This window comes from Microbacterium sp. EB106-03-03-XG65, assembly GCF_058791955.1.
The window spans coordinates 272,634-298,986 of sequence record NZ_JBYTEB010000001.1; the positions used below are offsets into that span (position 1 = coordinate 272,634).

At 69.1% G+C, this 26,353-nt stretch carries 22 protein-coding genes and 1 pseudogene; 7 read left to right on the forward strand and 16 right to left on the reverse strand.

Annotated features, from left to right (window positions below; all coding sequences use genetic code 11):
* Positions 1–975 precede the first annotated feature (975 nt).
* Together AC3WS6_RS01275 and AC3WS6_RS01280 are read right to left on the reverse strand one after the other, a co-directional pair.
* Positions 976–1,137, reverse strand: a pseudogene (locus AC3WS6_RS01275) (DapH/DapD/GlmU-related protein); the annotation flags it as partial.
* Positions 1,138–1,685: 548 nt separating this feature from the next.
* Positions 1,686–2,057 carry a DUF4406 domain-containing protein gene (locus AC3WS6_RS01280; RefSeq protein ID WP_492499276.1) on the reverse strand — a complete coding sequence of 124 codons (372 nt, stop codon included), beginning with the start codon at positions 2,055–2,057 and terminating at the stop codon, positions 1,686–1,688.
* A gap of 70 nt (positions 2,058–2,127) precedes the next feature.
* Between AC3WS6_RS01280 and AC3WS6_RS01285 the strand changes: the two genes are divergently transcribed.
* On the forward strand, positions 2,128–2,877 hold the full coding sequence (locus AC3WS6_RS01285; protein ID WP_492499277.1) for a DeoR/GlpR family DNA-binding transcription regulator: 750 nt from the start codon (positions 2,128–2,130) through the stop codon (positions 2,875–2,877).
* Between the two features lie 6 nt (positions 2,878–2,883).
* On the opposite strand, the gene AC3WS6_RS01290 is transcribed toward AC3WS6_RS01285, so the two are convergent.
* Complete coding sequence (locus AC3WS6_RS01290; RefSeq protein ID WP_492499278.1) at positions 2,884–3,555, reverse strand: GOLPH3/VPS74 family protein; 672 nt, start codon at positions 3,553–3,555, stop codon at positions 2,884–2,886.
* 63 nt (positions 3,556–3,618) lie between these two features.
* Entirely contained in the window at positions 3,619–4,263 is a 645-nt protein-coding gene (locus tag AC3WS6_RS01295; RefSeq protein ID WP_492499279.1) for an MIP/aquaporin family protein, read from the reverse strand.
* A gap of 242 nt (positions 4,264–4,505) precedes the next feature.
* Here AC3WS6_RS01295 and AC3WS6_RS01300 point away from each other — a divergent pair, with 242 nt between their 5' ends.
* The 3 genes from AC3WS6_RS01300 to AC3WS6_RS01310 all read left to right on the forward strand — a co-directional run bounded on the left by AC3WS6_RS01300 (position 4,506) and on the right by AC3WS6_RS01310 (position 7,387).
* A complete protein-coding gene (locus AC3WS6_RS01300; RefSeq protein ID WP_492499280.1) occupies positions 4,506–5,900 on the forward strand; it encodes an APC family permease in 1,395 nt (464 codons plus the stop codon).
* Positions 5,887–6,153: a multidrug transporter gene (locus AC3WS6_RS01305; protein WP_492499281.1), complete on the forward strand. Its 267-nt coding sequence runs from the start codon at positions 5,887–5,889 to the stop codon at positions 6,151–6,153. The genes AC3WS6_RS01300 and AC3WS6_RS01305 overlap by 14 nt, the downstream gene beginning before the upstream one ends.
* A gap of 142 nt (positions 6,154–6,295) precedes the next feature.
* Positions 6,296–7,387: a LacI family DNA-binding transcriptional regulator gene (locus tag AC3WS6_RS01310; RefSeq protein ID WP_492499282.1), complete on the forward strand. Its 1,092-nt coding sequence runs from the start codon at positions 6,296–6,298 to the stop codon at positions 7,385–7,387.
* A gap of 62 nt (positions 7,388–7,449) precedes the next feature.
* On the opposite strand, the gene AC3WS6_RS01315 is transcribed toward AC3WS6_RS01310, so the two are convergent.
* The 11 genes from AC3WS6_RS01315 to AC3WS6_RS01365 all read right to left on the reverse strand — a co-directional run bounded on the left by AC3WS6_RS01315 (position 7,450) and on the right by AC3WS6_RS01365 (position 23,263).
* Positions 7,450–11,274, reverse strand: a complete 3,825-nt coding sequence (locus AC3WS6_RS01315) for a carbohydrate-binding protein (RefSeq protein ID WP_492499283.1) — start codon at positions 11,272–11,274, stop codon at positions 7,450–7,452.
* On the reverse strand, positions 11,271–12,875 hold the full coding sequence (locus tag AC3WS6_RS01320) for a glycoside hydrolase family 43 protein (RefSeq protein WP_492499284.1): 1,605 nt from the start codon (positions 12,873–12,875) through the stop codon (positions 11,271–11,273). The genes AC3WS6_RS01315 and AC3WS6_RS01320 overlap by 4 nt, the downstream gene beginning before the upstream one ends.
* Positions 12,875–13,876 (reverse strand): hydroxyacid dehydrogenase, encoded by a 1,002-nt coding sequence (locus tag AC3WS6_RS01325; RefSeq protein WP_492499285.1) that lies wholly within the window; start codon positions 13,874–13,876, stop codon positions 12,875–12,877. The genes AC3WS6_RS01320 and AC3WS6_RS01325 overlap by 1 nt, the downstream gene beginning before the upstream one ends.
* Positions 13,873–14,766, reverse strand: a complete 894-nt coding sequence (locus AC3WS6_RS01330) for a family 43 glycosylhydrolase (protein WP_492499286.1) — start codon at positions 14,764–14,766, stop codon at positions 13,873–13,875. The genes AC3WS6_RS01325 and AC3WS6_RS01330 overlap by 4 nt, the downstream gene beginning before the upstream one ends.
* Positions 14,763–16,805: a glycoside hydrolase family 36 protein gene (locus AC3WS6_RS01335; RefSeq protein WP_492499287.1), complete on the reverse strand. Its 2,043-nt coding sequence runs from the start codon at positions 16,803–16,805 to the stop codon at positions 14,763–14,765. The genes AC3WS6_RS01330 and AC3WS6_RS01335 overlap by 4 nt, the downstream gene beginning before the upstream one ends.
* Positions 16,802–17,497, reverse strand: a complete 696-nt coding sequence (locus AC3WS6_RS01340) for a hypothetical protein (protein ID WP_492499288.1) — start codon at positions 17,495–17,497, stop codon at positions 16,802–16,804. Before AC3WS6_RS01340 ends, AC3WS6_RS01335 begins: the two co-directional genes overlap by 4 nt.
* A complete protein-coding gene (locus AC3WS6_RS01345) occupies positions 17,494–18,420 on the reverse strand; it encodes a carbohydrate ABC transporter permease (protein WP_492499289.1) in 927 nt (308 codons plus the stop codon). The genes AC3WS6_RS01340 and AC3WS6_RS01345 overlap by 4 nt, the downstream gene beginning before the upstream one ends.
* Positions 18,417–19,328: a carbohydrate ABC transporter permease gene (locus AC3WS6_RS01350; protein WP_201470690.1), complete on the reverse strand. Its 912-nt coding sequence runs from the start codon at positions 19,326–19,328 to the stop codon at positions 18,417–18,419. The genes AC3WS6_RS01345 and AC3WS6_RS01350 overlap by 4 nt, the downstream gene beginning before the upstream one ends.
* A gap of 71 nt (positions 19,329–19,399) precedes the next feature.
* Positions 19,400–20,746, reverse strand: a complete 1,347-nt coding sequence (locus AC3WS6_RS01355; protein ID WP_492499290.1) for an ABC transporter substrate-binding protein — start codon at positions 20,744–20,746, stop codon at positions 19,400–19,402.
* Between the two features lie 156 nt (positions 20,747–20,902).
* Complete coding sequence (gene corA, locus AC3WS6_RS01360; RefSeq protein WP_492499291.1) at positions 20,903–21,919, reverse strand: magnesium/cobalt transporter CorA; 1,017 nt, start codon at positions 21,917–21,919, stop codon at positions 20,903–20,905.
* A gap of 51 nt (positions 21,920–21,970) precedes the next feature.
* Positions 21,971–23,263: a serine hydrolase domain-containing protein gene (locus tag AC3WS6_RS01365; RefSeq protein ID WP_492499292.1), complete on the reverse strand. Its 1,293-nt coding sequence runs from the start codon at positions 23,261–23,263 to the stop codon at positions 21,971–21,973.
* 89 nt (positions 23,264–23,352) lie between these two features.
* Here AC3WS6_RS01365 and AC3WS6_RS01370 point away from each other — a divergent pair, with 89 nt between their 5' ends.
* The 3 genes from AC3WS6_RS01370 to AC3WS6_RS01380 all read left to right on the forward strand — a co-directional run bounded on the left by AC3WS6_RS01370 (position 23,353) and on the right by AC3WS6_RS01380 (position 24,787).
* Positions 23,353–23,664, forward strand: coding sequence for a DUF2470 domain-containing protein (locus AC3WS6_RS01370; protein ID WP_492499293.1), 312 nt, complete (start codon positions 23,353–23,355; stop codon positions 23,662–23,664).
* Positions 23,665–23,738: 74 nt separating this feature from the next.
* Positions 23,739–24,392, forward strand: coding sequence for a biliverdin-producing heme oxygenase (locus AC3WS6_RS01375; protein ID WP_492499294.1), 654 nt, complete (start codon positions 23,739–23,741; stop codon positions 24,390–24,392).
* 95 nt (positions 24,393–24,487) lie between these two features.
* Complete coding sequence (locus AC3WS6_RS01380) at positions 24,488–24,787, forward strand: GIY-YIG nuclease family protein (RefSeq protein WP_492499295.1); 300 nt, start codon at positions 24,488–24,490, stop codon at positions 24,785–24,787.
* A gap of 153 nt (positions 24,788–24,940) precedes the next feature.
* Here AC3WS6_RS01380 and AC3WS6_RS01385 read toward each other — a convergent pair whose 3' ends face one another.
* Positions 24,941–26,323, reverse strand: a complete 1,383-nt coding sequence (locus AC3WS6_RS01385) for an ATP-dependent DNA helicase (RefSeq protein WP_492499296.1) — start codon at positions 26,321–26,323, stop codon at positions 24,941–24,943.
* Positions 26,324–26,353 lie beyond the last annotated feature (30 nt).

Sequence of the window (26,353 nt, forward strand, 5' to 3'; positions counted from 1 at the left end):
GCCGAACCCTTCGCCGTCGACCCAGTTGCCCAGAGCGGTGTCGAGAAGGTTCGCGGCGAGCGCGCGGATCTCGTCCGCCCGATACGCTCCGGTCTGCGGGCGCAGCAGCCAGAGCGGATGCGCGACATCGAGGACGTTGCAGGCGTCGAGGCTCTGGGGCTCGAAGAACCGTGCGTCCCGTGTGTGCGCGAGCACCGTGTCGACCGCACGCTCGGCGTACGGCAGCGGAACCCCGAACTGCGCGAAGCTTCCGCGCGTCAGTCGGTAGTAGCCGTTCACGATCTGCAGCAGACCGTCTTCGGCTCGCGGCTGCCCCCACATGCCTGTCGCCGGGTCGACGTGGGTGACCAGCCAGCCGAAGTACGCCTCGAATGCTCCGCGCTCCCCGTGGTCGAGGTTCCACAGCAGTGCGGTTCCGAGAGCATCGACGTCGTGGCCTGCGCCCCATGCCCTGGCCTGCCACGATCGGCTGCCGAGGAAGCGGATCACGTCGTCGCCCGACATCTCCGCGACCGCGTGGATGCGGTGCGGGAATCGAGCGCCGAGCAGGTCGAGCGCGTACCCGACGCATTCGACGTGATACGCCGCCTCGCCGTCGTTCAGGTCGAGTCCGGGCGCGACGGTCTCGATCAGGCCGTCCGCTCCCAGACTCGGCACGAGGCCCGTCTCGGGGTCCTGATACGACTGCAGCCGGGCGATCTGCGCGTCGACGGGAAGCTGATCCGGTGCGCGTCCGAGCAGCAGCGAGCTGATCTCGATCGCGTCGCACTGCGCACGCACGGTCGGGGCGGCATCCGGCTTGTCGGAGAAGAGCCCCTCGGCGAGCCGCGGATTCCAGGAGCGGGCGAGGATGCCGGGGGCCTGCTGTCGTGCGACGTTCGCGAAGCGCGCCAGTCGGGCCGACAGCACCTCGGGCTCCGCCGCGACGGGACGCGGCGTCTCGTGCGGCTCGTGCGTCTCGTGCGTCGTCGGGGCGAACCGCGAGCGGATGACCCGCGCCGGGTTGCCGCCGACGATCGCCCCGGCCGGCACATCCTTCGTGACGACCGCACCCGCGGCGAGGATGGACTTCTCGCCGACCGTGATGCCGTCGAGGATCGTCACGTGCGATCCGATCCACACGTCGTCGCCGATCACGATGCCCCTGCTCGTGAGCGGCTGGCGGAAGATCTCGATCTCGGTGTCGGCGAAGCCGTGGTTGAAGCCGATGATCGAGGCGAAGGCACCGATCCGCACGGCGTCCCCCATCGTGACATCGCCTCTGACGATGGCCGACGGATTGATCGTGCAGTCGCGTCCGGCGCGCACCGTGCCGGTGACATAGGCGTTCGCGGCGATGTAGGTGCGGTCCCCGAGCTCGAGGCTGTCGGCCTGCACCACCGCGATCTCCGAGATGAAGACCTGCTCGCCCAGAACGTGATCCGGCCGGGCGCCGACGAGGGCCCGTTGCAGGGCGAGCTGTCGCTGCCGCTGCTCGTCGGAGGCCTCGGTCCAGAACGACCACGGCGAGTAGTCGAAGTGGGTCCGGTCGAACGGAAGGCCCACGTCGGGTGCGATCGTCATGTCAGCCTCTCCGCTCACGTGATGCGGCCTCCCTGACGGGAAAGCGCTTACTTGGCAATCTACGCCACCCGCGTCGAGCGGGCAATGGGCGCTCGACGCGGGTGCGAAGGCTGCGCCGGGAGTTAGGCGGCGGCCCCCTGGTGCGCGGGGATCTCGTCGATCGACCGATACACGGGGAGCCCGCGCTCGAGAGCGATCTCGACATCCTTGTCGGCGCCGGCCGACTCACCGGGCAGGCGCAGCACGGCATCGCAATGCTGCAGCAGCCGGTGCGCGGTCTCGTACATGACGTCGCCGCCCGCGGCATCCGTGTCGCGCATCCCGCGCAGGATCGGCAGCGCGACCCATTCGCCGATCATCGGCACATGGCCGAGGCGATGGATGGGGGCGGCGGCCTCTTCGAGGCGCTCCAGGTTGCGGGCGATCAGGGCGGGGTCTCCGCCGGTGCCCGAGCGGTAGGGGCCGGCGATCAGAATCAGGAGTGGAGCCTTCATGGAAGAGACTGTAACGTTAACCGTGCAAGAACGTGCAACTTCGTGAAAGATCGAGTTCGGAAGGAATCGGATGCTGGGCGCACAGCGCAAGGACCATCTGCGGGAGATCCTGCACCGCGACGGCCGGGTCGTCGCGAAGGACGTGGCGCGCGCGCTCGGGCTGTCTGAAGATTCGATCCGTCGCGATCTGCGCGAGCTCGCCGAAGCGGGTGAACTCGTGCGCGTGTACGGCGGCGCGCTGCCGGTGCCCCCGGCCGACCGGCCTGTGGAGCAGCGACTCGCGCTGTCGAGCGAGAGCAAACAGCGGGTCGCCCGGCGGGCCGTCGAACTGATCGCTCCGGCATCCACGATCGTGCTCGAGGCCGGCACCACCACGCTCGCCATGGCGCGGATGCTGCCGCACGGCGCCGACCTGACCGTGATCACGCCGAGCCCCGCCGTCGCCCTCGCGGTCGCAGAGCACTCCGAGGCGCGCATCGTGATGATCGGCGGCGAGCTCGCCCGTTTCTCGATGGTCGCGAGCGGACCTCTGGCGATGGAGGCGGTGCAGCACCTCACGGCCGACATGTTCTTCGTCGGGGTGACCGGCATCGATCCGAACCACGGCCTGACCACGGGCGATCTCGCCGACGCCGTCACCAAGCGGGCGATCGCCGCGCGCTGCGCGCAGACCTTCGTTCTCGGCAGCGAAGAGAAGATCGGGGCGGTCTCGCGCTTCCCCGTGCTCGACCTCGATGCGGTCACCGGTGTCGTGATCGACCCTCGGGGCGCGAGCGCGGTGATCGACGAGCTCGCGGAGCGCGTGCTCGTGCTGCGCTGAGAGACGTCAGGTGATGGTGGCGGCCACGATCGTCGGCGTCATGATCGCGACCATCGCGGCCGTGATCGCATCGTTGACGGCTCTCGCGACGGCATCGCCCGCGGCAGAGCCCGCGGTGAGCTGTTCGATCCGCTTCTTGAGGTCGCGCGACGAGACTCCCCCGCACTCGTCGCGCAGGATCGCATGCGCGGCGTTGAGGTTCTGCAGGATCGAGAGCAGGGCGAGATCGGCCTGGGTCGGCGCGAGGGTTCCCGCGAGCACGGCGGCGAGCCTGGCGCGTAGAGTCTGCTCGGGCGTGGCGTCGGATTCGGGCGTGCGGGCAGCACCCCAGCCGAAGAAGCCGCGCTCTCCCCGCACGAGCACGCCCTGCACGACGAGCGACTCCACGACGACCTCGAGCGGGTCGAGCTTCGGCCGCGTGACGAGGGACTGCAGCCGCTTGCCACGCAGGGGCACGAGGCGCTCGAGCGTGCTGTCGAGGATCGGATTGCCCGTGGGCTGAGTCGAGACGATGTCGACCACGGGGTTCTTCTCATTCGACACCGAGATGCGGCCGTGCAGCGCGAGATCGACGATCACGGCGGCGACCTCGCCGTACAGGCGGTTGACGCTCACCGAGCTCTCGACGCGGCCGTCCGGCCGAAGCAGCAGCATGTGGAGTTCTTCGACGATCAGCATGCTCCCACGCTATGACGCGCGCCGAGACGACGGCATCCTCCGCACGGATGACTTCCCTCTGCGTCAGGCCCCGATCGTCTTGGCGTCGTCGGTGTTGAGCAGGCGGAAGAGCAGGGCGGCGATGACGCCACCGACTACGGGGGCCACGATGTAGAGCCACAGCGCGGCCCCGTCGAAGTAGCCGCCCACCGAGAGGCCGAGGGCCACGGCGGGGTTGAAGCCGCCGCCCGAGATCGAGCCGACGGTGGCGGCGCCGACGAACACCGTTCCGCCGATCGCGAGGCCGTAGAACGAGTTGCCCTCGGTGCCCTTCGACGTCGCGGTGTTGAGCACCACCCAGACGAGGATCAGCGTGAACAGAGCCTCGACGAAGAACGCGGGTCCGACGTCGATGACCATGGCCTCTCCCCCGGCGGGCCACACGGCGCGACTCGCCAGTGCGGCGAGCGCCCCGCCGACGAACTGCGCCACGAGATAGGCGACGAGCTCGGCCACGCCGAGGCCGCCGCGCAGGAAGACGCCGACCGAGACGGCCGGGTTGAGGTGCGCGCCCGAGATGTGGCCGGTCGAGTAGACGAGCACGGCGAGCGTGAAGCCGATGGCGAGCGGCGTCAGCGGGCTCTCGCTGTTCACCGCCGCGATGATGCTGAGAACGAAGAGGAAGGTCGCGAGCCCTTCGGCGAGCGCTCTACGTGGAATTCCGGTCATGCGTGCCCCCTGTTTTCTGGATGTCGACGGAGGGCGGCGATCGCCCCGGAAACGCACACCCCGCGCCCCGCTCCCCCCAGTGCGAGCCCGAATCTAGCCCCGTGGCGCGCGGCGCCTTCGGTCGACGCACCGCGCCAGGATGCGGGATGCCGGTATGCCGTGTGGGACTGCGCGGACGGACTGCGCTCAGACCCGATGTCAACCCCGTCGTCACGGCGCAGTCCCGTTTGTAGCGTGCCGGGATGACGTCCGACACCGCCTCCGCGCAGGATTCCCCCACTCGCCTCCGCCGCGCGATCACCGGACCGCTCCTGTTCGCCTTCATCCTCGGCGATGTGCTGGGTGCCGGAATCTACGCGCTGATGGGCGTGCTGTCCGAGAAGGTCGGCGGGATGCTGTGGGCGCCGCTGCTGCTCGCACTGCTCCTCGCCCTGCTCACCGCGGGCTCCTACGCCGAGCTCGTCACGAAGTACCCGCGGGCGGGTGGAGCATCCGTCTACGCCGAACGCGCGTTCCGGAGTCCGCTCGTGTCCTTCCTGGTCGGTTTCAGCATGCTCGCGGCCGGGGTCACGAGCGCCGCCGGTCTGGCGATCGCCTTCGCCGGCGACTACTTCGGCACCTTCTTCGACGTGCCCGCGACTCCCGTCGCCATCGTCTTCCTCGCCATCGTCGCGGCGTTGAACGCCCGCGGCATCCGCGAGTCGATGGGCGCCAACCTCGTCATGACCGCGATCGAGCTGAGCGGTCTCGTGATCGTGATCGCGGTCGTGGGGGTCTTCGTGGCGGGTGGCGGAGGAGACGCCTCCCGACTGACCGAGACCCCGGACGGCACCCCCGCCGCCATGGCCGTGCTCGCGGGTGCGGTCGTCGCGTACTACTCGTTCGTGGGATTCGAGACCTCGGCCAACATGATCGAAGAGGTCAAGAACCCGCGGCGCACCTACCCTCGCGCTCTGTTCGGCGCGCTGTTCACAGCCGGCGCGGTCTACGTGCTGGTCGGCGTCGCGAGCTCGATCACGCTCGCGCCCGCCGAGCTGCAGGAGTCCAGCGGACCGCTGCTCGCGGTGGTCGAAGCCACCGGCGCCGGCATCCCGTCGTGGCTGTTCAGCCTGATCGCCCTGGTCGCGGTCGCCAACGGTGCGCTGCTGACCATGATCATGGTGAGTCGCCTCACGTACGGCATGGCCGATCAGCACCTGCTGCCCTCGGTGCTGGGTCGGGTGCTGCCGAATCGACGCACGCCCTGGGTCGCCATCCTCACCACCACGCTCGTCGCGATGGGGCTCACGCTGGTCGGAGATCTGGCGACGCTCGCCGAGACCGTCGTGCTGCTGCTGCTCTTCGTCTTCCTCAGCGTGAACATCTCGGTGCTCGTGCTCCGACGCGACCGGGTCGAGCACGATCACTTCCGCATCTGGACCGTGATCCCCATCCTCGGCATCGGCTCCTGCATCCTGCTGCTCACCCAGCAGCGCCCGCAGGTGTGGCTGTTCGCCGCAGCGCTGCTGGCTGTCGGGGTGATCCTGTATCTGCTCGCCCGATGGACCCGCCGTCGCTCCGAGGGGCACGCCCACGAGTCCACCGCCGAGACGTCCCGTACCGACCCGCCCCAGAAGGAGAACCATGAGCACGCCTGACCCGTCCACCGATTCGACCGACACCACCGACACCACCGACACCACCGACACCGCCGAGGCGATGACGAGCGACGAGAAGCGCCACGATCAGCTGACTGCGGCTCCCGACGCCACCGAAGCCGACGCGGCGCCGCGCATCGACGTGTCGGAGCATGACGGCAACACGCGCATCGACATCCGCCCGGATGCTGCGGTGCGACCGGGCCCCGGTCCGGGCGTCGAGACCGACGACGCCGAGGAGAGCGCGCGCTGACGCGTCGCCTCGGGGTGACGGCGAGCAGCACCGCCCTCGTCGTCACCCCGACCCGCCCCTCGCCGCAGTCTCAGGACACCGCGTGACGGAACTAGTTGCGGGTCGTCGCGCTCCCGGCTGTTCCTCGCGATAGATTCCCTGTGTGACCACGACGATCGACGACGGTTCGCCCCCGCGCCGCAATGCGACGCCCGGGCCCGAACGCGGCGGCGGGCCGACACTGGCCGAGGTCGCCGAGGCGGCCGGCGTCTCGCGCGCGACCGCCTCTCGGGTGCTGGCCGGACGCGCCGCGGGCAAGTCGGCGAGCCACGCCCGAGTGCTCGCCGCCGCCGAAGAGCTCGGCTACGTCGTGAACGGTCTCGCCCGTTCGATGATGGGCGTCGGTCGACGCAGCATCGCGTTCGTGTCGAGCATCATGGTCGGCCCCACGTTCGCCTCGATGGCCGGCGGGGCCGAGGACATCGCGACAGCCAACGGCCACCTCTTCACGATGTGCACGACCGGCGGCGACGCCGCTCGCGAAGCCGCCCTGATCGAGACGCTGAGCGAGCAGCGGGTGGCGGCAGTGCTGCTCGTGGGCTCGACCCCCGCGACCGAGGAGTTCGAGGCCCGCGCGCAGCGATACTCCGCCACGCTGGCGCGGGTCGGGGCGCAGCTGATCCTGTGCGGTCGCGCGGCCCTCCCGCACCATCCCCACATCGCCTCGATCGACTACGACCACCGCGGCGGAGTGCGCGCGGCGGTCGAGCATCTGGTCTCGCTCGGTCACCGACGCATCGCGTTCCTCGGCTCGCTCGACGACATGACGACTCCGCACCAGCGCTTCCTCGGCTATCAGGACGGCCTCGACGAGGCGGGGATCGCGTTCGACCCCGCCCTCGCCCAGCGCAGCAGCAACACCTCGGACGATGCCGCCGCCGCCACTGTCGACCTGCTCGCCGGCGACCCCGAGGTCACCGCGATCGTGTGCCAGACCGACATCATGGCCGTGGGCGTCTGCCGTGCGCTGCACGCCGAGGGCATCGCGATCCCCGAACGGGTCTCGGTCGTCGGCTTCGACGACATGCAGCTCGTCGCCGATCTGACACCCTCGCTGACCACAGTGCGCGCGCCGTTCCACGACGTCGGAGAGCTGGCCGGTCGCATCGCCGTCGGAGGCGCCTACGACGGTCCGGTGGTGCTGCCGAGCGAGCTGATCGTGCGCGGCTCGACGGGGCCCGTACGCGCGCTCTGAGCCCCCGCGTGAAGAGGAGGCGGCCCGACCGGAGCCCCGGCCGCACCGCCCCCTCTCGACGATCAGAACGCTCCGAGGTCCTGCCAGGGGCCGTTCGGATCGCCGGGCTCCTGATCGCGTGTCCACCATCGCGCCCGGAACGTGTGCCCCTCGTGGGCGATCACCTCTCCGCCCGTGAAGACGAACGACGCGGTCCACGCCCGTACGCCGTCTCCGGCCGCCGGCACGAGCGCTCCCTGCTGCATCCACGAGCCCGTCGCCGTGCTGCCGGGAGCGACGCCGCGCGTCCACCACTGCGCGGTGTAAAGGGCACCCTCGTGCGAGACCTCGTCGCCCGCGTCGTAGACCGCTGTCGGGTCCCACGCCGCGACGGCAGGAGCCGTCGTCACGGTCCCGAAGACGATCAGCTCGGCGACGTTGAGGATCTGACCGTTGACCAGGCGCACGTACCGGAAGGCGGTGTCGTCGGTCACCGACCACGCCTGCCAATCGAGGGTCTTCGCGGGCGCCGACGGCGTGAGACGCGACCACGTCGTCAGATCGTTCGACCCCTCCAGGCGCATGTCCGCGATGCGAGACGTGCCGTAGCCGTCCTGCCGCACGAGCAGTTCGGCGCCGGTCAGAGAGACGGTCGTGTGGGGACCGAAGTCCCAGACGTTGCCATAGAGACCCGAATTGAGCCGGGTGTCCGAATGCGTCGCGGGGTCGCCGTCGAGCATCCGCGCCGTGTACTGAGTCCAGGCGGCGTCGGCCACCCCATCGGGTCGCAGCACCGTGGCGTCGCGGAACGCCTCGTCGATGCGTCCGTCATCGCTCGACAGGTACAGCGCCGAGCCGTCGGTCGTGGCGTGGATCGTGTCGGCGGGGCGGCCGTCGGCGGTGGCGAAGTCGACGGTGAACCCGACCCGGCCGGGCTGAGCAGCACCCGCGGGGATCATCGCGTTCGCGATCCACGTTCCGGGCGACGGCGAGACGACGTCGGCCGGAGCCCCGAGAACGGTGACCGTGACATCCGTGTTGTCGGCGGGACCCGTCAGAGTCAGCTCGACGCTGTCGCCTGCGACCACTCGGCCCGCCACCGCATCGGGCGACGCCATCGTGACCGCGTCCATCGACCCGACGGCCTCGCTCCTGGTGCCGTCGATGCGCAGCTCGGCGATGCTCCAGATCCCCGGATACGCGGGATCCGACGGCACTCCCGGCTCATCGACCTGCAGTTTCAGGAACCGGAACGTCGAGTCGCGCACCTCGCCGCGCACGTCGATCCACTCGACCGCGGCGTCGGTACCCGCGTTCGGATGCTCGGTCAGCAGCGTCCAGGCCACTCCGTCGTTCGAGCCGTAGACGTTCGTGCCCTCGGCGCGGTTGGCGAAGGTGTCTCTCGCCTGCAGCCCGAATCGCTCGGCGTGGACGCGGAAGCCCGAACCGAAGTCGAACACGATGCTCGGAACCCTCTGGTCACCCCAGGTCGACTGGTTGTCGCCGTCGGTGAGCGCGGTCAGCTGGGCTGCCGTGAGGGGCGGAGCCGACACGAGTGAGCGGTAGTCGAGCGTGCCGTCGGGCAGCACGGGGGTGAGCGTCACCAGGCTCGACACCGCGTCACCGAGCGCCTCGAGCAGCCCGGCGAACGCCGCGGCATCCGCATCCGCCACGCCGTCGTCGGCGGCACTGCGCGCAGCGGTCACACTCGCCCAGCTGGCCGCGGTGTACTGAGTGCTCTCACCGACACGGTCGACGAGAGCCTCGATCGCCGCCGCCCTGTTCTCGGCGACCGTGATCGTCACGGGCAGCGCGGTGACGGTCGTGCCGTCAGAGGCGGCGAGTGTCATCATGGCCTGGCCCGCCTGGTCGGGCGACCAGCGGAGTTCGCTCCCCTGCAGCACCGCACCCGCGGGCGCGTCGTGCAGTGCGAGAACGACGGTCTCGCCCGCGGCATCGGTCGTCGGGATGCTGCGCGTCCACGGCTCTCCCGCGACCAGCACGACGTCGAGCGCGGGCGCATCCGTGAACTGCGGCGGCGTGAGCACGCCGTTCGCCTGCGCCAGGAGCCCCGCCACGTCGACCTGGGCGCCCGAGCCGGTCGCGCGAAGGAACAGGATGTTCTCACCCACCGCACCGGGGGTCTTCGCGAGGGCCAGGTCGAACCACGCGTAGCGCCACTCGCCTCCGGTGTCGGGAACCACGATCTCGGTGAACGGAGCCTCGTCCGCCGTGCGGGAGGCCTGCAGACGCACAGTGCCGTCGCTGCGCACCTTCACCCCCACCAGCGACTGCGAGGCACGGTCTCCCCAGATGGCGCGGCGGATCGCGAGATTCGCACCGTCCGCACCGGCATCGAGACGGATGAAGGAGGTGCCGTCGGCATCGGCGTCACGCACAGCACCCGCACCGAGCGGCGTTCCGAAGGTCTCGACCGCGAGCTCGGCGCTCGGCGCGAGCGGCGCGACCGCGTCCGGCACCTCGGCGAGCTCGTTCGGGAACGCGACCCAGTACTCGGCGCCCGTGTAGTCGGAGCCGCGGTCGTTCCAGAAGTTCTGCACGCCGCCGCCGTAGTAGTAGAGCGGGCCGTCGCGCTGCTCGTAGAGCTCGGCGACATGGGGTGCTTCGGCGGCGACGTCCACCTCGGCGACGTAGCGGTATTGCAGATACGCCTCGCTCAGCGGATCCTGCAGCCGGCCGCGGTAGGCCTGCGAGATCGAGCCCCCTTCGTTCGCCGGAACGAAGGGCACCTCCTCGCCCATCATGAAGGCGTAGAACGTGTCGGCGCCGTCGAGGATGCGGTCGTCGAGGAACCGGTAGGGCGAGACCGCATCCGCTGCCTCCGAGACGGTTCCTGCGACCGGGTCGAGTCTGGTCCCCTGAGCGTCGAGAATGCGGGCGAGCGCCACGAAGATATCGACGTCGCCCTGGCCGTGCGCCTGGTCGCGCAGCATCTCCATGTGCTGTACGAACGGCTGACCGGTCGTGTTGCCAGGCGCATCGGCCGGGATCTGCCGGAACAGCTGCGCGAGCGATCCGTTCACGTTGCCGCCGTACAGGTCGTGCTCGCTCTCGTATCCCGCGTTGACAGTGAACCACTCGACGCGCTCGGCATAGAGGTCGGCGTCATCGAGGAAGATCGCCGCAGACACCATGCCGATCACGCCGTACAGGTGCTGGTTCCACAGCCGATTGTTCGATGCGAGGAAGGTGTCGAGCACCGGTCGGATCAGGTTGCCCTCGATGCGCTGCTCGTCGACATCGGTCCAGCGCAGATCGTATCCGTCGAGGGTCTCGTCCGCAGGCTCGGTGCTGCGGATCACCTCGGCCGCGATGAGCATGTAGTACAGCGGCACGCCCGTGTGGATGTGCGCGTCGCCGAAGTACGCGTACTTCGCCGGGTCGAGGCTGCTCCAGGTGCGCAGCACGTGCAGTGCGTTCGCACGGTACTGCTCGTCGCCGGTCACCGCGTACTCGAGCGCCTGCGTCATCGCTCCGATGCTGTCGCGCAGAGCCATCGACCGCATGCCGGCGCTCGCATACGCGTCGTTCTTGGGCGTGTCGGTGCCCGGCTGGGCGTTCTCGGCGCGGAAGTCACGGGCGGCGTAGCGGGTCTCGACCATCGCGTCGTAATAGCTCGCCCACGGGTCGACACCGGCCCGCACCTGGGTGCGCATGTTCTCGAGGTGGTCGGCGGTAAACCCGACGCCCGGATGCGCGAATCCGGCTTCGCTGACGGTCTGCACGATCTCGGGCGGAGGCCCCTGCACCGCGGCCTGGAGAGGCGCGGAGACAGTCGGGCCGGATGCGGTGGCGGGCGGTGCGACCAGGAGCGCGCCGCTGAGCGCGATCGCTCCGGCGGTCAGCGCACCGATCGTACGGCGGATGGTGCGGTGTTCGATCTTCATCGATCTCTCTTCCGTGATTGACCTTCATCGTGATCCGTGTACCGCAGCGAGGCTTCGGCGAAATCGGCCGACCAGCCGCGGCCGTCGAGGTCGTCGGCGCGGATGCCGAAGAACATGCCGGTGAACCGCAGGCGGTCGCCGTGGTCGTCGGACAGCGTCCACGCGGGGTGCACGCCGGGCACCTCGGTCCACTGCACATCGTCGACCGCAGCGACCGCGAAGCGCAGATCGGGACCGTCGAGGGTCATCCGCATCCGCACGGGTCCCGGCGCCACCGCGATCGGCGCAGACCGCATGGTGCGCGAACCGTCGCGGCTGATGACGCGCACGTGCCGACCGTTGTCGGCATCCCCGGTCGTCTGCAGCGCGATCCACCCGTTGCGGTCGTACCAGGCGATCAGCCCCGCGAGTTCACGCGTGCTCGTCGGCTCGGCATCGACTGTGGTCTCGAAGACCGCCCGGTGCTCTTCGACCCGGGTCAGGATCATCGACTGGTCGAAGACGGATGCCGGCGAGTGCCCGCCGCGCAGTCGCAGCCATCCCGGTCGCACGGCGGTGTCGACGGCGCCGGGGCCGAGCGCCGCCCGCAGGGTCGACCAGCGGCGGCTGTCGAGGTGCGGCGCATCGAATCGGTCGACGAACCCGTTCGCGACCGGGTGGCCGACCTGCGCGCCGCCGACCTCGACGTCGAGAGCGGCGTGATGCCCGCCCTGGGCCAGTCGCAACCAGCCGTCGCCGTCGAAGACCACACGCTGCAGGCAGGTCTCGCGCCCGAGGGTGCTGTAGCGCTCGCCGAGATGCAGTGTGGGGCGGCTGGCCAGGTGCACCATCATCCAGTCGCCGTCCGGCGTCTGCACGAGTTCCCCGTGGCCGGCCTTCTGCAGCGACATGCCCGGGGCGTCGCGGCTCGTCAGCACGAACGGCTGCGCGTCGCGCTCATACGGCCCGAAGCGGTCGCGAGACCGGGCGATGGCGACGGCGTGGTTCCAGCCCGTGCCGCCCGCCGCGATCAGCAGGTGGTACCAGTCGCCGATGCGATAGAGGTTCGGGCCCTCGACGAGGGTCGGCTCCTGGTGGATCACGCGCGCCTCGCCCGAGGTGCGCTGCTCGTCAGGCAGGTACTGCTCGAGGACGAGGCCTGCGAACGACGGATGCTCGGGGCGCTGGTCCCACTGAACGCCGACGATCCAGTGCGTGCCGTCGGCGTCATGGAAGAACGAGAAGTCGAAGCCCCGCGATCCCAGATGCACGGGTTCGCTCCACGGGCCGTCGATGCTCTCGGCGGTGACGAGGTAGTTGTCGATGTCCTTGTCGTCGCCGTCCATCGACCGCACGATCGAGTAAGCGAGCCAGAACAGCCCGTCGGCGTGCGACAGGCTGGGTGCCCACACGCCGCCGGAATCCGGGATGCCGCGCAGGTCGAAGCCGTCGCCGAGCGCATGGCCGCGCACGGTCCAGTGCACGAGATCCGTGGAGTGGTGGAGGCGCACCGCGGGGTGCAGCTCGAACGTGCTCGTGGCGATGAAGTAGTCGTCGCCGACCCGCACGATCGACGGGTCGGGGTTGAATCCGCGCAGGATCGGATTGCGCACCACGCCCATCACACGACCCCCGCCACCCGCTCGAAGCCGACGAAGGCGTCACCCGCCACATATCGTGCGACCTCATCGATCACGTCACGCCCCAGGCGGTGCAGCTCATTGCCGGTGGCCCCCGCGATGTGCGGAGTGAGCGTCACGTTGGGCAGCGTCCACAGCTCGTCGTCGGCGTCGAGCGGCTCGGGCTCGGTCACATCGAGGATCGCATCCACCCTTCCCGCGCGCAGATGCCGGCGCAGCGCCTCGTGGTCGATCAGCGAGCCCCGTGCCGTGTTGATCAGCACGGCGCCGTCGCGCAGGAGCGCGAGCTCGCGCGTCCCGATCATCTGCTCGGTCTCGGCCGTCGCCGGGGCGTGCAGCGACACGATGTCCGAGGCGGCGAGCAGGTCGTCGAGCTCGACCTTGATCCCGCCGAGAGAGACGATCTCCTCCTCTGAGGCGTACGGGTCGTAGATCAGCACCCGCAGATCGGTCGCGAGCAGCAGCTGCGCCACCCGACGGCCGATGCGCGAAGCCCCGACGAGTCCCACCGTGCGCCCGAAGTTCCCGGTGTCGGCCAGCTCGACCTCGCGATCGACGAACGCCCGCCCTGTGCGATAGATCTGCTCGGCGTAGCGGGCGCGCTTGCCGGCGAGCACGATCGTCGCGGCCGTGTACTCGGCGACCGCCTGCGCGTTGCCCTCCCCGGCGTTGGTGAAGACGATGCCACGCCGTGCGGCCTCGACCGTGTCGAGCACCGCGCTCGCGGTGCCTCCGGCGAACACCACGGCGCGCAGGTTCGGCATCCGGTCGAGCGTCTCGCGGTCGACCCGGGGGCAGCCCCATCCGGCCAGAAGGACCTCGACCTCGCCGATCAGGCGGGCCGCGTCGTCGCTCTCGAACTCCGTGAGCACGTCGGCGGGCACATCGACGAGCTCCGCCAATCGGGCACGGTGCGGACCGAACAGGTTCTCGGCGAGCGCCGGCGGGTTCATCGCGACGATCGCGCGTGGTCGGGCGTTCACTTCTTCAGCTCCTCGATGCTCCATTCGTCGCGCCAGATCAGTTCGGCGCGACCCTCCTCGATGCGCAGAGGCAGCCAGACCGGAGCGGATGCCGCCAGGTCGTGGCGCGCCCAGCGATCACCGATGTAGACGTGCCCGTCGCCGATCGGCAGCACCACGCTCACCTGCGAGTCGTAGGTGCGGGTGCCCACCGGGGCGAAGTCCTGCCACGGCGACCACGGTCCCTCGAGCGCCGGAGCGGTCGCGTACTTGTTGTCGTTGAGATCCCACCCCGTGAGGTCGGAGCCGAACAGGTAGTAGAGCCCGTCGTGGCGGACGAGCGTCGGCGACTCGTAGCCGATCTCCGGGCGATCCTGCTGGCGCAGCGTCGCGACGATCGAGGCGACACCGCAGTAGTCGTCGCGCAGCCGATAGATGTGGAGCCCCTTGTCGCGGTCCTCGGACAGCAGGTAGCCGACGCCGCCCTCCTGGTAGACCCCGATGTCACGACTGAGATTGCCGAGCGGGCGCTCGCTCCCCAGGTACTCGTAGGGGCCCTGCGGGTCGTCGGCGATCGCATATCCGACCCTGGCATCCGCGTAGTCGGCACTCTCGATGTGCAGGAACAGCACCCAGCGTCCGTCCGGTCGGCGCAGCGCTTTGGGCCTCTCGACGATGCGGTCGGGTGCGAGGTCTCCCTCGCCCACGGCGAGCGCATCGCCGACGTACTCCCAGTGCGCGAGGTCGGTCGAGCGGTAGCACGCGACTGCCGTGAAGCGGTCTCCCGCGGTCTTGTCCTCGCCCCACGCGTACCAGTGGCGGCCGACCTGCTGGATGCCGATTCCGTGCAACTGTGCGGTGGTGCCGCGGTCGTCGACCAGCAGCTCGCCCGTGCGGATCCGGCCGCTCATGCGGCGCCCTCGCCGACGCGGAGCACGCGCGCACCGATGCCGTGGGTCGTCTCGATGCGGATGCCGTCTGCGACATCGCCGACACTCCACGACGCCTCCGCGACTGCGTCCGATTCCGTCGACGACCCCGCCGCCGCCGGGAAAATCGTCTCGGCGCCGTGGACGCCGGGGATCGTGAACGAGCGCGGCTCGTCAGAGCGATCCCAGACGAAGAGCAGTGTCCGGCCCTCGGCGCGCAGGCCCAGGCAGACGATGTCGTCGTCCCAGCCCGGCAGACCGAGCGGCCAGAAGGGCTCCGTCGCCGCGAGCTGCGTGCGCAGAGTCGTGTGCAGCGCCACCGCCTCGGCGACGAGCGCCCGCTGCGATTCGCGCAGCTCGCCCAGGAAGCCCGAGAGGTACAGGCGTCCGCTGAGGCCGGTCACGAGTGTGAACGCCGTCTCGGCATCCGACATCCCGACCGCCGGATACGCCCAGTTCCCCGCCTGCTCGGGGAGGATCGACGCCGGGGCGGATGCCGCGATCGGCGGGTAGAGGCGGAAGTCCTGCTGGTCGCTCGTGGACTGCAGGTGGGTGCGCGACAGCAGCGCGTAGTCGGCGCGCATGGCCCCCGACGCGCAGTTTTCGATCAGGAGCGCCGGATGCCGTCGCTGCACGTCGTCGAGCCAGTCGCCGACGGCGCGGATGTGGCCGAGCAGACCGTCTCCGGCGGCCGTCGCCTGCCACTCGGTGCCGGCACCGGGATTGATGTTGTAGTCGAGCTTCAGATAGCTCACGCCGTACTCGCGCACGATGCGGTCGACGGCCTCGTCGAGGTGGGCGCGCGCCGCGGGGTGCCGGAAGTCGAGGTGATAGCGGTCGTGCTCGCGCACGCGCGCCCCGAAGCGGCGGAAGAACGCGTCGTCCGGCAGCGCCGCGGCCACGGGGCTCCGGACCCCCACGACCTCGGGCTCGAGCCACAGTCCCGAGCGCATCCCCGCGGCGTGGATCTCGTCGATGAGGCCGCGCAGCCCCGCCTCGTCGAACCGGCTCGGGGCCTCCTGCCACTCGCCCACCGTGTCCCACCAGTCGCCGATGGCGGGGTCGGCGAACCAGCCGGCGTCGATGCAGAACACCTCGGCGCCCGCGCGTGCGGCCGCCTGGATCAGCGGGCGCAGCGCCTCTGACGACGGCTGCCCCATGAGCGTGTTCATGAAGTCGTTGTAGACGATCGGCAGGTCGGGCCCGTCGACGCGTCGGATCGCACGACGGTGAGAGGTGAGGTCGGCGAGGGCCGCATCGACTCCGTCCGCCGACGCGGCGAGCGCGACCGGCACGGTCGTGAACTCGTCGCCCTGTCGGAGCGTGTGGGCGAACTGATGCTCGAGATCGGTGGGTCCCAGCAGCGACAGCGTCAGGCCGTCGAGCCCCTGGCTCAGGTCGACGTGCCAGCCGGCCCCGCTCTCGATCTGCCAGGCCAGGGCGGCGCCGCCGCGGTGCACCAGTGCGCCGACGGGAAGATGCTCGCCGCTCGACCACGCGCCGTGGCTGGTCAGGGTCGCGTGACCGCGGCCGTCCTGCGCGTGTATCGGCAGCGACAGCGGGGGCAGCTCGTCGGACAGGGCACGACGGTGCCAGCGGTTCTCCGCCAGCCATTCGCTGCGTGCGGTGAGCAGGTCGTACTCCGCACCGGCGTGGGGACCGGTGCCGAGGCCCACGCTCGCCGAGCCGACGGCAGTCAGCACGACGGGTTGCGCGTCGGTGCCGCGCACCGTGTGCTGCACGCGCAGCGCGGAGCCCGAGAGCGCGAGCACGCTCGTGACCACGAGGCCCGTGTGCGGGTCACGCTGCACGAGTGTGACGGCGTCGCTCGCCGCATCCGCTCGTTCCAGGCGCAGGCGCGCACCCGTGGCCGAGCGCACATACGCCTGGCTGGTGCGTGCACGCTGCTCGGCTGCGGTGAAGATCTCGACGAGAGCCGCCGGATGCCCGCCGTCCACGGCCAGCGTCGCCGGTGCGTCGTCGCGCCACTCGATCGTGAAGCCTGCGATGCGGGCGATCATGCGCCGACCCGCTCGCGCGCACCGGCGAAGCCGAGGGTGCGATTGCAGATGGTCGCGGCGACCGCGGCGAGCGCGGGAGCGGAGAGCCAGCCGACCGCACCGACCACCGGCAGAGTGGTCGTCAGCGCAGCCGCCGCACCCAGCAGCAGCCAGACCAGTGCGACGTGCGGGCGCTGCAGCACGATGCGTGCGGAGGCGACCGCGAAGGCGATCCCGCGCAGCGGCGAGTCCGTCAGGAATGCGCCCGCCACGACGACCATCGCGACGACCGCCGCCACGGCGACCGCGCCGAGCAGCACGCCGGCATCCGCGCCGAGCAGAGCCACGTCGTACCCGAGCACCAGCACCGCACTGCTGAGCACGATCGCCGAGACCCAGCGGTGGCGTACCGCGTCGACGAACCCCACCCAGAAGACGCGGCCCACGTGCGGCTCTGCGTCGAGCAGCCCGGCCGCCGCCTGCGTCAGACCGTGGAGGGCGGGACCGACCGTCAGCACGGCTGCAGCGCCCAGCCACAGGGCGATGTGGGTCGCCTGCCACCCGACCAGCGCCTGGAACGCCAGCAACGGCACGAGGCAGGAGACGAACGAGAGCGAGACGACGAAGTACCGGAAGGCACCCAGCAGCAGCGTGGCGATGATGCCGTCGTAGCCGAGCAGGCGTTCGAGGCGAGAGGGGGCGACCGCGCTCATCCCTTGACCGCCCCGACCGACATGCCCTTGATGAAGTAGCGCTGGAAGGCCGCGAAGATCGCGACCGACGGCACGATCGCCAGGATCGCCCCGGTGTAGATCAGCTGCCACTGCGAGGTGAGCAGACCCACCATGCGGTTGATCGCCACGTTGATGGTTCCCGCCGACGAGGAGTCGAGGAACACCAGCGGGATGAAGAAGTCGTTCCAGAGCCCGAGCGCCTGGATGATCACGAAGGCCGAGGTCACCGGCAGCAGCATCGGGAAGACGATGAGCCAGAAGGTGCGCAGACGCCCGGCGCCGTCGACGTGCGCGGCCTCTTCGACCTCGATCGGGATGCCCTTGATGAAGCTGCAGTAGAGCAGGATGCCGAAGCTCGCGGCCCCGCCCAGATGCACGAGGATCACCGACAGCAGCGTGCTGTAGAGGCCCACGTCGTCGAATCCCTTGACCAGGGGGATCATGCGCACCTGGAACGGGATCATGAGTCCGGCGATGAACAGCACGTACAGGAAGCGGGAGGTGCGTCCGCCGATGCGCTCGATGCCGTAGGCGGCCATCGGCACGATGATGATGAGCATCACGACGGTCCCCACCGTGATGATGAGGGTGTTCAGCACCGCCTCGAGGAAGTCGGTCTGCTGGAACAGGGCGACGTAGTTGTCGAACGCGAAGGAGGTGGGAAGGCCCATCGGGTCCTTCGTGATCTCGGCGTACGAGCGGAACGAGTTCAGCAGGGCGTAGATCACCGGCGACGCGACGATCAGCACCAGGATGCTGAGCACCGCCATGACGACGATCTCACCCACCGACCATTTCTTCTTCTCGCGCCGCACACGGGGTGCACGCGGGATGCGGGCGATCCCCGCCGGGCGAGCATCCGGCTCGATCTTCATGGTGACCTGCGTCATCGTCTCGGTCATGCCTGGATCTCCCTCTTGCGCATGTAGGCGTTCGCGGCGACGGTGCTGACGATCACCACGAGGAAGAGCACGACGGCGGCTGCCGACCCGAACCCTGCCCGGTACTCGCCGAAGCCGACCTTGTAGATGAAGAACGCCATGGTCTCGCTCACGAACCCGGGGCCGCCCGAGGTGAGCACGAGCACCTGATCGAAGATCACCCAGCCCGCGATCATCGCGAGTGTCATGTTCACGGTGACGGCGCCCGCGATCATCGGCCACGTCACGTTCCAGAAGACCTTCACGCCGCTCGCGCCGTCGATGCGGGCGGCCTCGATGAGCTCCTGCGGCACGGACTGCAGGTTGGCGAGATAGATGAGCGTGGTGTTGCCGCCCAGGGTGAAGCAGGTGATGAAGAGGATCACCCAGATCACGATGCTGCTGTCGCCCAGCCAGTCGCGGGCCCACTCGGGCATGCCCATGTCTCGGAGCACGGTGTTCACCGAGCCGAAGTTGTAGTTCAGCAGGTACTTCCAGATCGTCGCCATGATGAAGGCGCTGACCAAGGCCGGCAGGTAGACCGCCGTGCGGAAGAAGCCCTGCGCATGGTTGAGCTTGTCGAGCATGAGCGCCACGGCGAGCGAGATCACGTTGATGATCACGGCAGAACCGAGCCCGAGGATCAGGGTGTTGCGCACCGCGTTCCAGAAACGACCGCTCGCGACGATGTCCTCGTAGTTCTTGATGCCCACGTAGTCGTAGCCGTCGCTGATGCCGTCCCAGTCGGTCAGGCTCAGCTGCAGCGTCTGCAGCGAGGGGACGATCACCATCAGGAGGTAGATCACCAGGGCCGGGACGACGAAGCCCAGCATGGCCAGACGCCCTCGTCCGAATCGTGGCCGCACGCGGACCTCGGTATGTGCACTCATGTTCTCTCCTTGATCGATCACCGCTCGCCGGATGCCGAGGGCGCGGTCGGGTCCGCACCCTCGGGTCCGGATCAACCGGCTGCGGCGACCTGTGCGTCGAGTTCCGCCTGGACCTTCGCGATCGTCTCGTCGATCGTGGTCTGGCCGTCCTGCATCTCGATGCGCGACTGCCGGAAGAAGGTGTTGACCGAGCTGAAGGTGCTCAGCGTCGGGGCGTTCTCGTACCAGACGAGGTTCGGGTTCTCCAGCAGACCGAAGAAGTCGTCGGCACCGGGAATCGTGTCATTGCGGGTGACCTCGTCGCCCTTGAGGATGTTGGGCGAGATCCAACCGCTCTCCTCCATGAGGTTCGCGGCGTCGACCGAGTAGAAGTAGGTCAGGAACTCGACCGCCGAGGCGTACTCGTCGTCGTTCTCCGCAGCCTGCGACGAGATCGCCAGGCCGCCTGCCGTGTCGCCGACGACGCTGTTCTTCAGGACGTTGAGGTTGCCGTCCTCGTCGGGGATGATGAACAGCCCCGCGTCGAACTCCGGATCGACCTTGTTGATGTCCATCAGACGGCCGAGTCCCGCCGACGAGGTCGCCATGACGGCCTGCTCGTTGACGAGCAGGGTCGTGGTCTGCGCGTCGGCGGTGGACTGCCACCCCTCGAGCACGTAGTTGTCCATGATGCTCTTGAGTTCTTCGAGCGGGGCCTTGAGGTCGGCGACCGAGGCCTCTCCCGCGGCCGCAGCGTTCCAGAAGCCGCCCTCGTCGCTGTACTCGGCGAAGGTGGGGGCAGCCAGCGGCTTCCACAGCTGGTCGGAGGGCCAGACCTCGGCGGCCGCGGTGGCGAGCGGCACGTCGCCGTTGGCCTTGATCTCGTCGAGCAGGTCGATGAAGTCGCTGTAGGTCTCGGGAACCTCGAGGTCGTGCTCTTCGAAGTAGGCCTTGTTGTAGACGATGTTCATGCCGAGCTCGCCGTTGAGCGCGCTGTACGGCACGGTGTAGACGTTGCCGTCCTCCGCCGGCGCGAAGGCGTCGGGCTCGAGCAGCGCCGTGACCTCCTCGGGCACGGGGGCGAGCTTGCCCGCGTTGACGTAGGTGAGGGTGTCGCGCATGTCGACGACCGCCGGCCAGTTGCCCGTGGCATCGACGGTCTTGAGCGCGGTGGCATAGTCGGAGCCCGCGGGCAGCGGGTCGAGCTTGACCTCGGTCGTCTCGCTCTGCTCGTTGAATGCCGTGACGACCTTGTCGACGACCGCGTTCCAGGTCTCGTCGCCGGTCGCGTAGAGGAACCGGATCGTGGTGGTCTCTGCCGAGGCGTCGGTGTCGCCCGAGCCGCCCGCGCATCCGGCGAGTGCGAGAGCAGAGGTCGCAAGGCCGGCGGTCACCAGCAGGAGGCGGCTTCGTGCCGTGCGCGTCATTGCGTTGTGCATGTGATCTCCCTTGATTCGTGCCGGATTCTCGTCGGCTACACCGACGGTAGCCGACGGGATAGCGGTTTCCAAGCACTTTCTGTAACTAGTTGCACTTTATCTGAGAAATCGCGAGAATCGACCGGGGCGACGTTCGGCGCGCCCGCGATCAGACGGCTACAGCCAGCCCTTGCGCTTGAAAGCCCAATACAGGCCGAAGCCCATCCCCACCATCAGCGCGACCGCCATCGGGTATCCGAACGCCCAGTGCAGTTCGGGCATGTGATCGAAGTTCATGCCGTACACGGTGCCGACGAGGGTCGGCGCGAACAGGATCGCCGCCCAGCCCGAGATCTTCTTGACCTCGTCGTTCTGACGGATGCTGAGTTCCGTCATGCGTCGCATCTCTTCGTTCTGCCGCCGGGCGACGATCGTCGACTCCACCGTCAGAGCGTTGTCGAGCACCGTGCGGAATGTGTTCGCGCGCTCCGAGACGCGCAGGGTGTGATCGAGCACGTCGCGCAGGTACCGCTGCAGCTCTTCGTCGACCTGATACTTCGCCGAGCCGCGCAGCAGCGCGTCGAGCATGCCCGCGAGCGGCTGCACCGCCCGCTGGAAGTCGATCACCTCACGGCCGAGTGCGTAGATGCGCTGCGTGGCGTCCACACCGTCTTCGAAGAGCTGGCTCTCGATCTCGTCGATGTCGTTCTCGAGGCCCGCCAGAACCGGGGCGTACTCGTCGACGACCTCGTCGAGGATCGCATAGAGCACGGCCTCGGGGCCGAGCGTGAGCAGCGCGGGGTCGCCCTCGAGTCGACGGCGCACTCGAGCGAGATCCGGCGATTCCGCGTGCCGGATGGTCACGACGAAGTCCTTGCCGACCAGCACATGGATCTCGCCGAACTCGACCTCTTCGGTCGCATCGAGATAGCGTGCCGAGCGCAGCACCATGAACAGCACGTCGTCGTAGCGTTCGAGCTTGGATCGCTGATGCCCCGACAGCGCGTCTTCGACGACCAGCGCATGAATGCCGAACTCGTCGGCCACTTCGCGGATCTCGTCCTCACTGGGACGGTACATGCCGATCCAGCTCAGGCCGCCCCGCTCGCGCAGCACCTCGAAGGTCTCGCTCAGGCTGCGCGGATTCTCGGTGCGGACACCGTCGACGTAGATCGCGTTGTCGATGATCGCCATCGCTGCCCCCTCGTGAGTGTCAGCCGAACGGGCGATCGACTGAGCGGCTGATCAGCCCTCGACGGGCGCGGGGGCGACGCACGGGATGGCGGCGTCGGTGATGGCCTGGTGGTACTGCTCCGCCGTGAACGGCAGGCCGAACTCGGGAGCGGTCTGCCCCTCGGCGGCAGGAGCCTTCGACGCGATGGCCGCGAGCTCCCAGGCGAGGTTGCCGATGATGTTCCCGCCCGTGGTCGAGTTGTTCAGCGACACCGCGACGGTGAATCCGGTGGCCGGATCCGCGTAGGCCGCCGTGACGTAGCCGGGCGTCCATCCCTGCTGACCGATGAGCGAGCCCACCATGAGTGCGCCTCCGGTGGCCTGCAGCCACGACGGTGCGCCCTCGTACGCGGGGAGCGGAGCGCCATAGCGGGCGGGCTCCTCCTGCGTGCGCAGGACCTGCGCAGCCTCGGCCTGCGCGTAGCGACCGAGATCCTCGATCGTCGAGACGACGCCCGAGTCGGTGTAGCCGGTGCTCGACGAGAGCGTCGTGATGTCGACCGGGGCATCGCACGTGTAGCCGCCCTCGACCTCCAGCAGGTAGTGGCCGTTCATGACGGGTCCGGTCGACGGAGGCGCCGCGGTGACCCGCGGCAGCGACGTCGAGCCGAGGCCGAGCGGTTCGGTGACGTACTGCGAGATCAGCTCGGGTGCGGTGAGGCCGGTCGCGTGCTCGAGCGCCATGCCGAGCAGCAGGTAGTTCACGTCGGATCCGCGGTACGTCGTGTGCGGTGTCGTGCGCTCGGCACCCAGACCGTACGACGCGAGTTCCAGCGGAGCCCAGACCCGCTCGGGGGTGGTGCGCCAGGCCGGGTGTGCGATCTCCTCCGACGAGCCGATGCCGCTCGTGCCGTTGCACAGGTCGAGCAGGGTGATGTCCTTGAGGTCGGGGACTCCCGACACGTAGTCGGGCACCTTGTCGTCGAGCTCGACGATGTCCTCATCGACCAGGGCGTAGAGCACGTCGCAGGTCATCAGACGGGTCACGTCACCGATGCGGAAGGCCATGTCGGTGCTGATCTCGCCGCCTTCGCCGCCGGGATCCTGCGTGCCGACGCCGGTGACCCAGCTGCCGCTCCACGGCACCCAGACCCCGACGACCGCACCCGATGAGCCGGAGGCGGCGATCGCGTTGTTGACGGCATCCGTCATGGCGGCGACGGTGTCGTCGGGGAGCTCCCCGTCGACCTGCGCCTTCGGCGTGTAACTGAACGTGGTGTCGCTCGTGCATCCGGTCAGGAAGAGCCCGAGCACGACGACGCTGGCTGCTGCTGCGCGGAACCTGCGCGACGAGAGAAGCTGCATGAAAGGGTACCCCCGGAAGACGTGTCTCCCGAGTCTAGAACGCCGATCCTGAAAGTCGGCATCGGAGCCCCGCCCGTAGGGTGATCACCATGCCTCACATCTTCGACGACGAGGTCGTCTCGGCGATCCTGCGCCACATGAACGGCGACCACACCGACGACAATCTGCTCATCGCGCGGGCCTTCTCGCCCGGGGGTGCCGAGATCACGGATGCCGTGATGACGGGCCTCGACGGCGAGGCCGGGGTCTGGCGCGTGACCCGTGACGGAGAGGTGTCGGAGCTCCGCGTCGAGTGGCCCGGCGGCGCGATCTCGGAGCGCCCCGCGGTGCGGCGCGAGGTCGTCGCGCTGTACGACCTCGCCTGCGAGCGGCTCGGCGTCGAGCCGCGCCCGCACGCGTAGGCGCCGCACAGCGCGAGCGGACTCCGTCGGAAACAGGGGTTCCGTGAAAGTTAGGTCACCCTTACACTGGGGTCATGTCCGAGATCCTCTCCTTCTCCGCCGCGCTCCGCGAGCGGTCCTCGAGCTCGCACTCCCGCAGCGAGGGCGCGGGCTTCATGTCCGACCTGCTGAAGGGCGAGGGCTCGCGCGACGACTACATCTCGCTCGTGGCGCAGCACTATTTCATCTACGACGCTCTCGAGTCGGTCGGTGAGCGCATGCGGCACGACCCGGTGGCCTCGGTCTTCCTCAGCGACAAGCTGACTCGCCTGCCCGCACTCGAAGCCGACCTCGAGTTCCTGCTCGGCACCGACTGGCGCGAGCGCATCGTCGCCCTGCCCACCACGCAGCGGTACGTCGAGCGCATCCGTCAGGTGGGTGCGACCTGGCCGGGCGGCTTCGTCGCGCACCACTACACGCGCTATCTCGGCGACCTCTCGGGCGGCGTCTTCATCGGCCGGGTCATGGCCCGCCGCTTCGGCTTCGAGACGAACGGCATCGGCTTCTACCTGTTCGACGACATCGCCGACCCGGCAGCCTTCAAAGACGTCTACCGCGAGCAGCTCGATGCGGCTCCGTGGGACGACGCCGAGCGCGAGCGCGTGATCGGCGAGGTGCTGCTCGCCTACCGCTTCAACACCGAGCTCTTCGAAGACCTCGACCGCGCCCGCTCAGTCGCCGTCGCCTGACCCCCGGTCGCCCCCCCCGGTCGTTGAGCGAGGCCGACGAAGTCGACCGAGACGAAACGCCCCCCGATGTCCGTGTCCCGGCGTAGCGTCCGGGCATGGGTTATGTCTACATCCTCCGATGCGCTGACGGCACGCTGTACATCGGCAGCACGCGCGATCTCCACCGCCGACTCGTGCAGCACGAGGAGGGCATGGGCAGCGCGTATACGAAGCGGCGCCTCCCGGTGGAACTCATCTGGAGCGGCGAGTTCGCACGCATCGACGAGGCTTTCGCGTGGGAGAAGCGGCTTCAGGGATGGAGCCATGCGAAGCGGCTGGCGTTCATCGAGGGCGGAGTGGATGCCGTGCGGCAGTGGAGCGTGAACGACAGGCTCCGTCGGGCCGCCGCTCGCTGACCGCACCGCGTTTCGACTCGGGCCGCTCCGCGGGCCTCGCTCAACGACCTGAAGCGGGAGCCGCTCCGCGGTCCTCGCTCAACGACCTGAAGCAGGGGCCGCTCCGCGGTCCTCGCTCAACGACCTGACGCGGAGGCCCCTCACCGCGCCCCGTCAGGACTGCGCGGCGAGCCACGCGGCGCGCATGAAGCGGCGCACGTCCTCGTCGACGCGGATATCGCTGGGCCGCAGGGCCCTCGACAGGTACAGTCCGTCGATCGAGGTCAGCCGCGACAACGCGACGTAGGTCTGCCCGGGGGCGAAAGCGCCGGAGCCCAGGTCGATGATGGCCCGATCGTAGGTCTTGCCCTGCGACTTGTGGATCGTCACGGCCCAGGCCAGGCGCAACGGGAACTGGGTGAACTCGGCCACCACGTCGCGGCTGAGCTTCTTCGTCGCGGGTTCGTACGAGTAGCGGAATCGCTCCCAGACCGCGGGCTCCACGTCGACCTCGTCGCCGTCGATCTCGACGCGGACGGTCTCGCCGAGAATCCGCACGACCGTGCCGATCGTGCCGTTCACCCAGCGGGGAGGCTCGCCCGACATCGAGGTGTCGTTGCGCAGGAACATCACCTGCGCGCCGATCTTGAGTTTGAGCTCGGGCTCGGCGGGCAGCGACGCCTCGCCACGGCCGAACTCGCCGCTCACCTCGGCCTTCGCCGTCTGCTCCTTGCCCGGCAGGGCTGCGAGATGCCTGCTGTTGATGCTGTTCACGATGTCGTTGCGCGTGGCGAGCGTGATCATCGGCACCTCGCCGGGCTCGGGATCCGGGGGCGTTCTGGCGCCGTGCGTGTTGAGCACGCCGGCGATCTCCGCCGTCACCCGGCCGTAGCGCACGGCGTTCAGCATCGCCTTGAAGCCGTCGTCCGACTGGCGGTGGATGTGCACCAGCTCCCGCACATGCAGCTCGGCGCGGGTGTCGACGACGAACAGACCGTCGCCCTCATGAGCATCCGGGTCGTCGTCCTTCCACGGGCCCGTCCACACCTTGGCGTCGAAGAACCAGAACGAGCGGTAGTGATCCTTCACGTATCGCAGCTCGTCGCCCCGGGGCGGCACGGGTGCGAGCTGGTACGGATCGCCGAACATGACGATCTGCACGCCCCCGAACGGGATGCCGCGCTTGCCGCGCGCCTGGCGCAGCGAGCGGTCGATCGCGTCCATGAGGTCGGCGTTGACCATCGAGATCTCGTCGATCACGAGAGTCTCGATCGCGTTGAGGATGCGGCGGGTGTTGTCGTTCTGGTCGATGTCGGAATCGCCGATCAGACCGATCGGCAGTCGGAACAGCGAATGGATCGTCTGCCCCTCGACATTCAGCGCCGCGACGCCGGTCGGCGCACAGATCGCGATCTGCTTCTTCGTGTTCCACGAGAAGTACTGCAGCAGGGTGGACTTGCCGGTGCCGGCGCGGCCGGTGATGAAGACGTGCTCGCTCGTGTCCTCGATCAGCCGGAACAGCTCGTGCTGTTCGTCTGAGAGGGCGGGAAGCGACACGTCTCCATGCTACGTGGCGCTCGGCGTCGT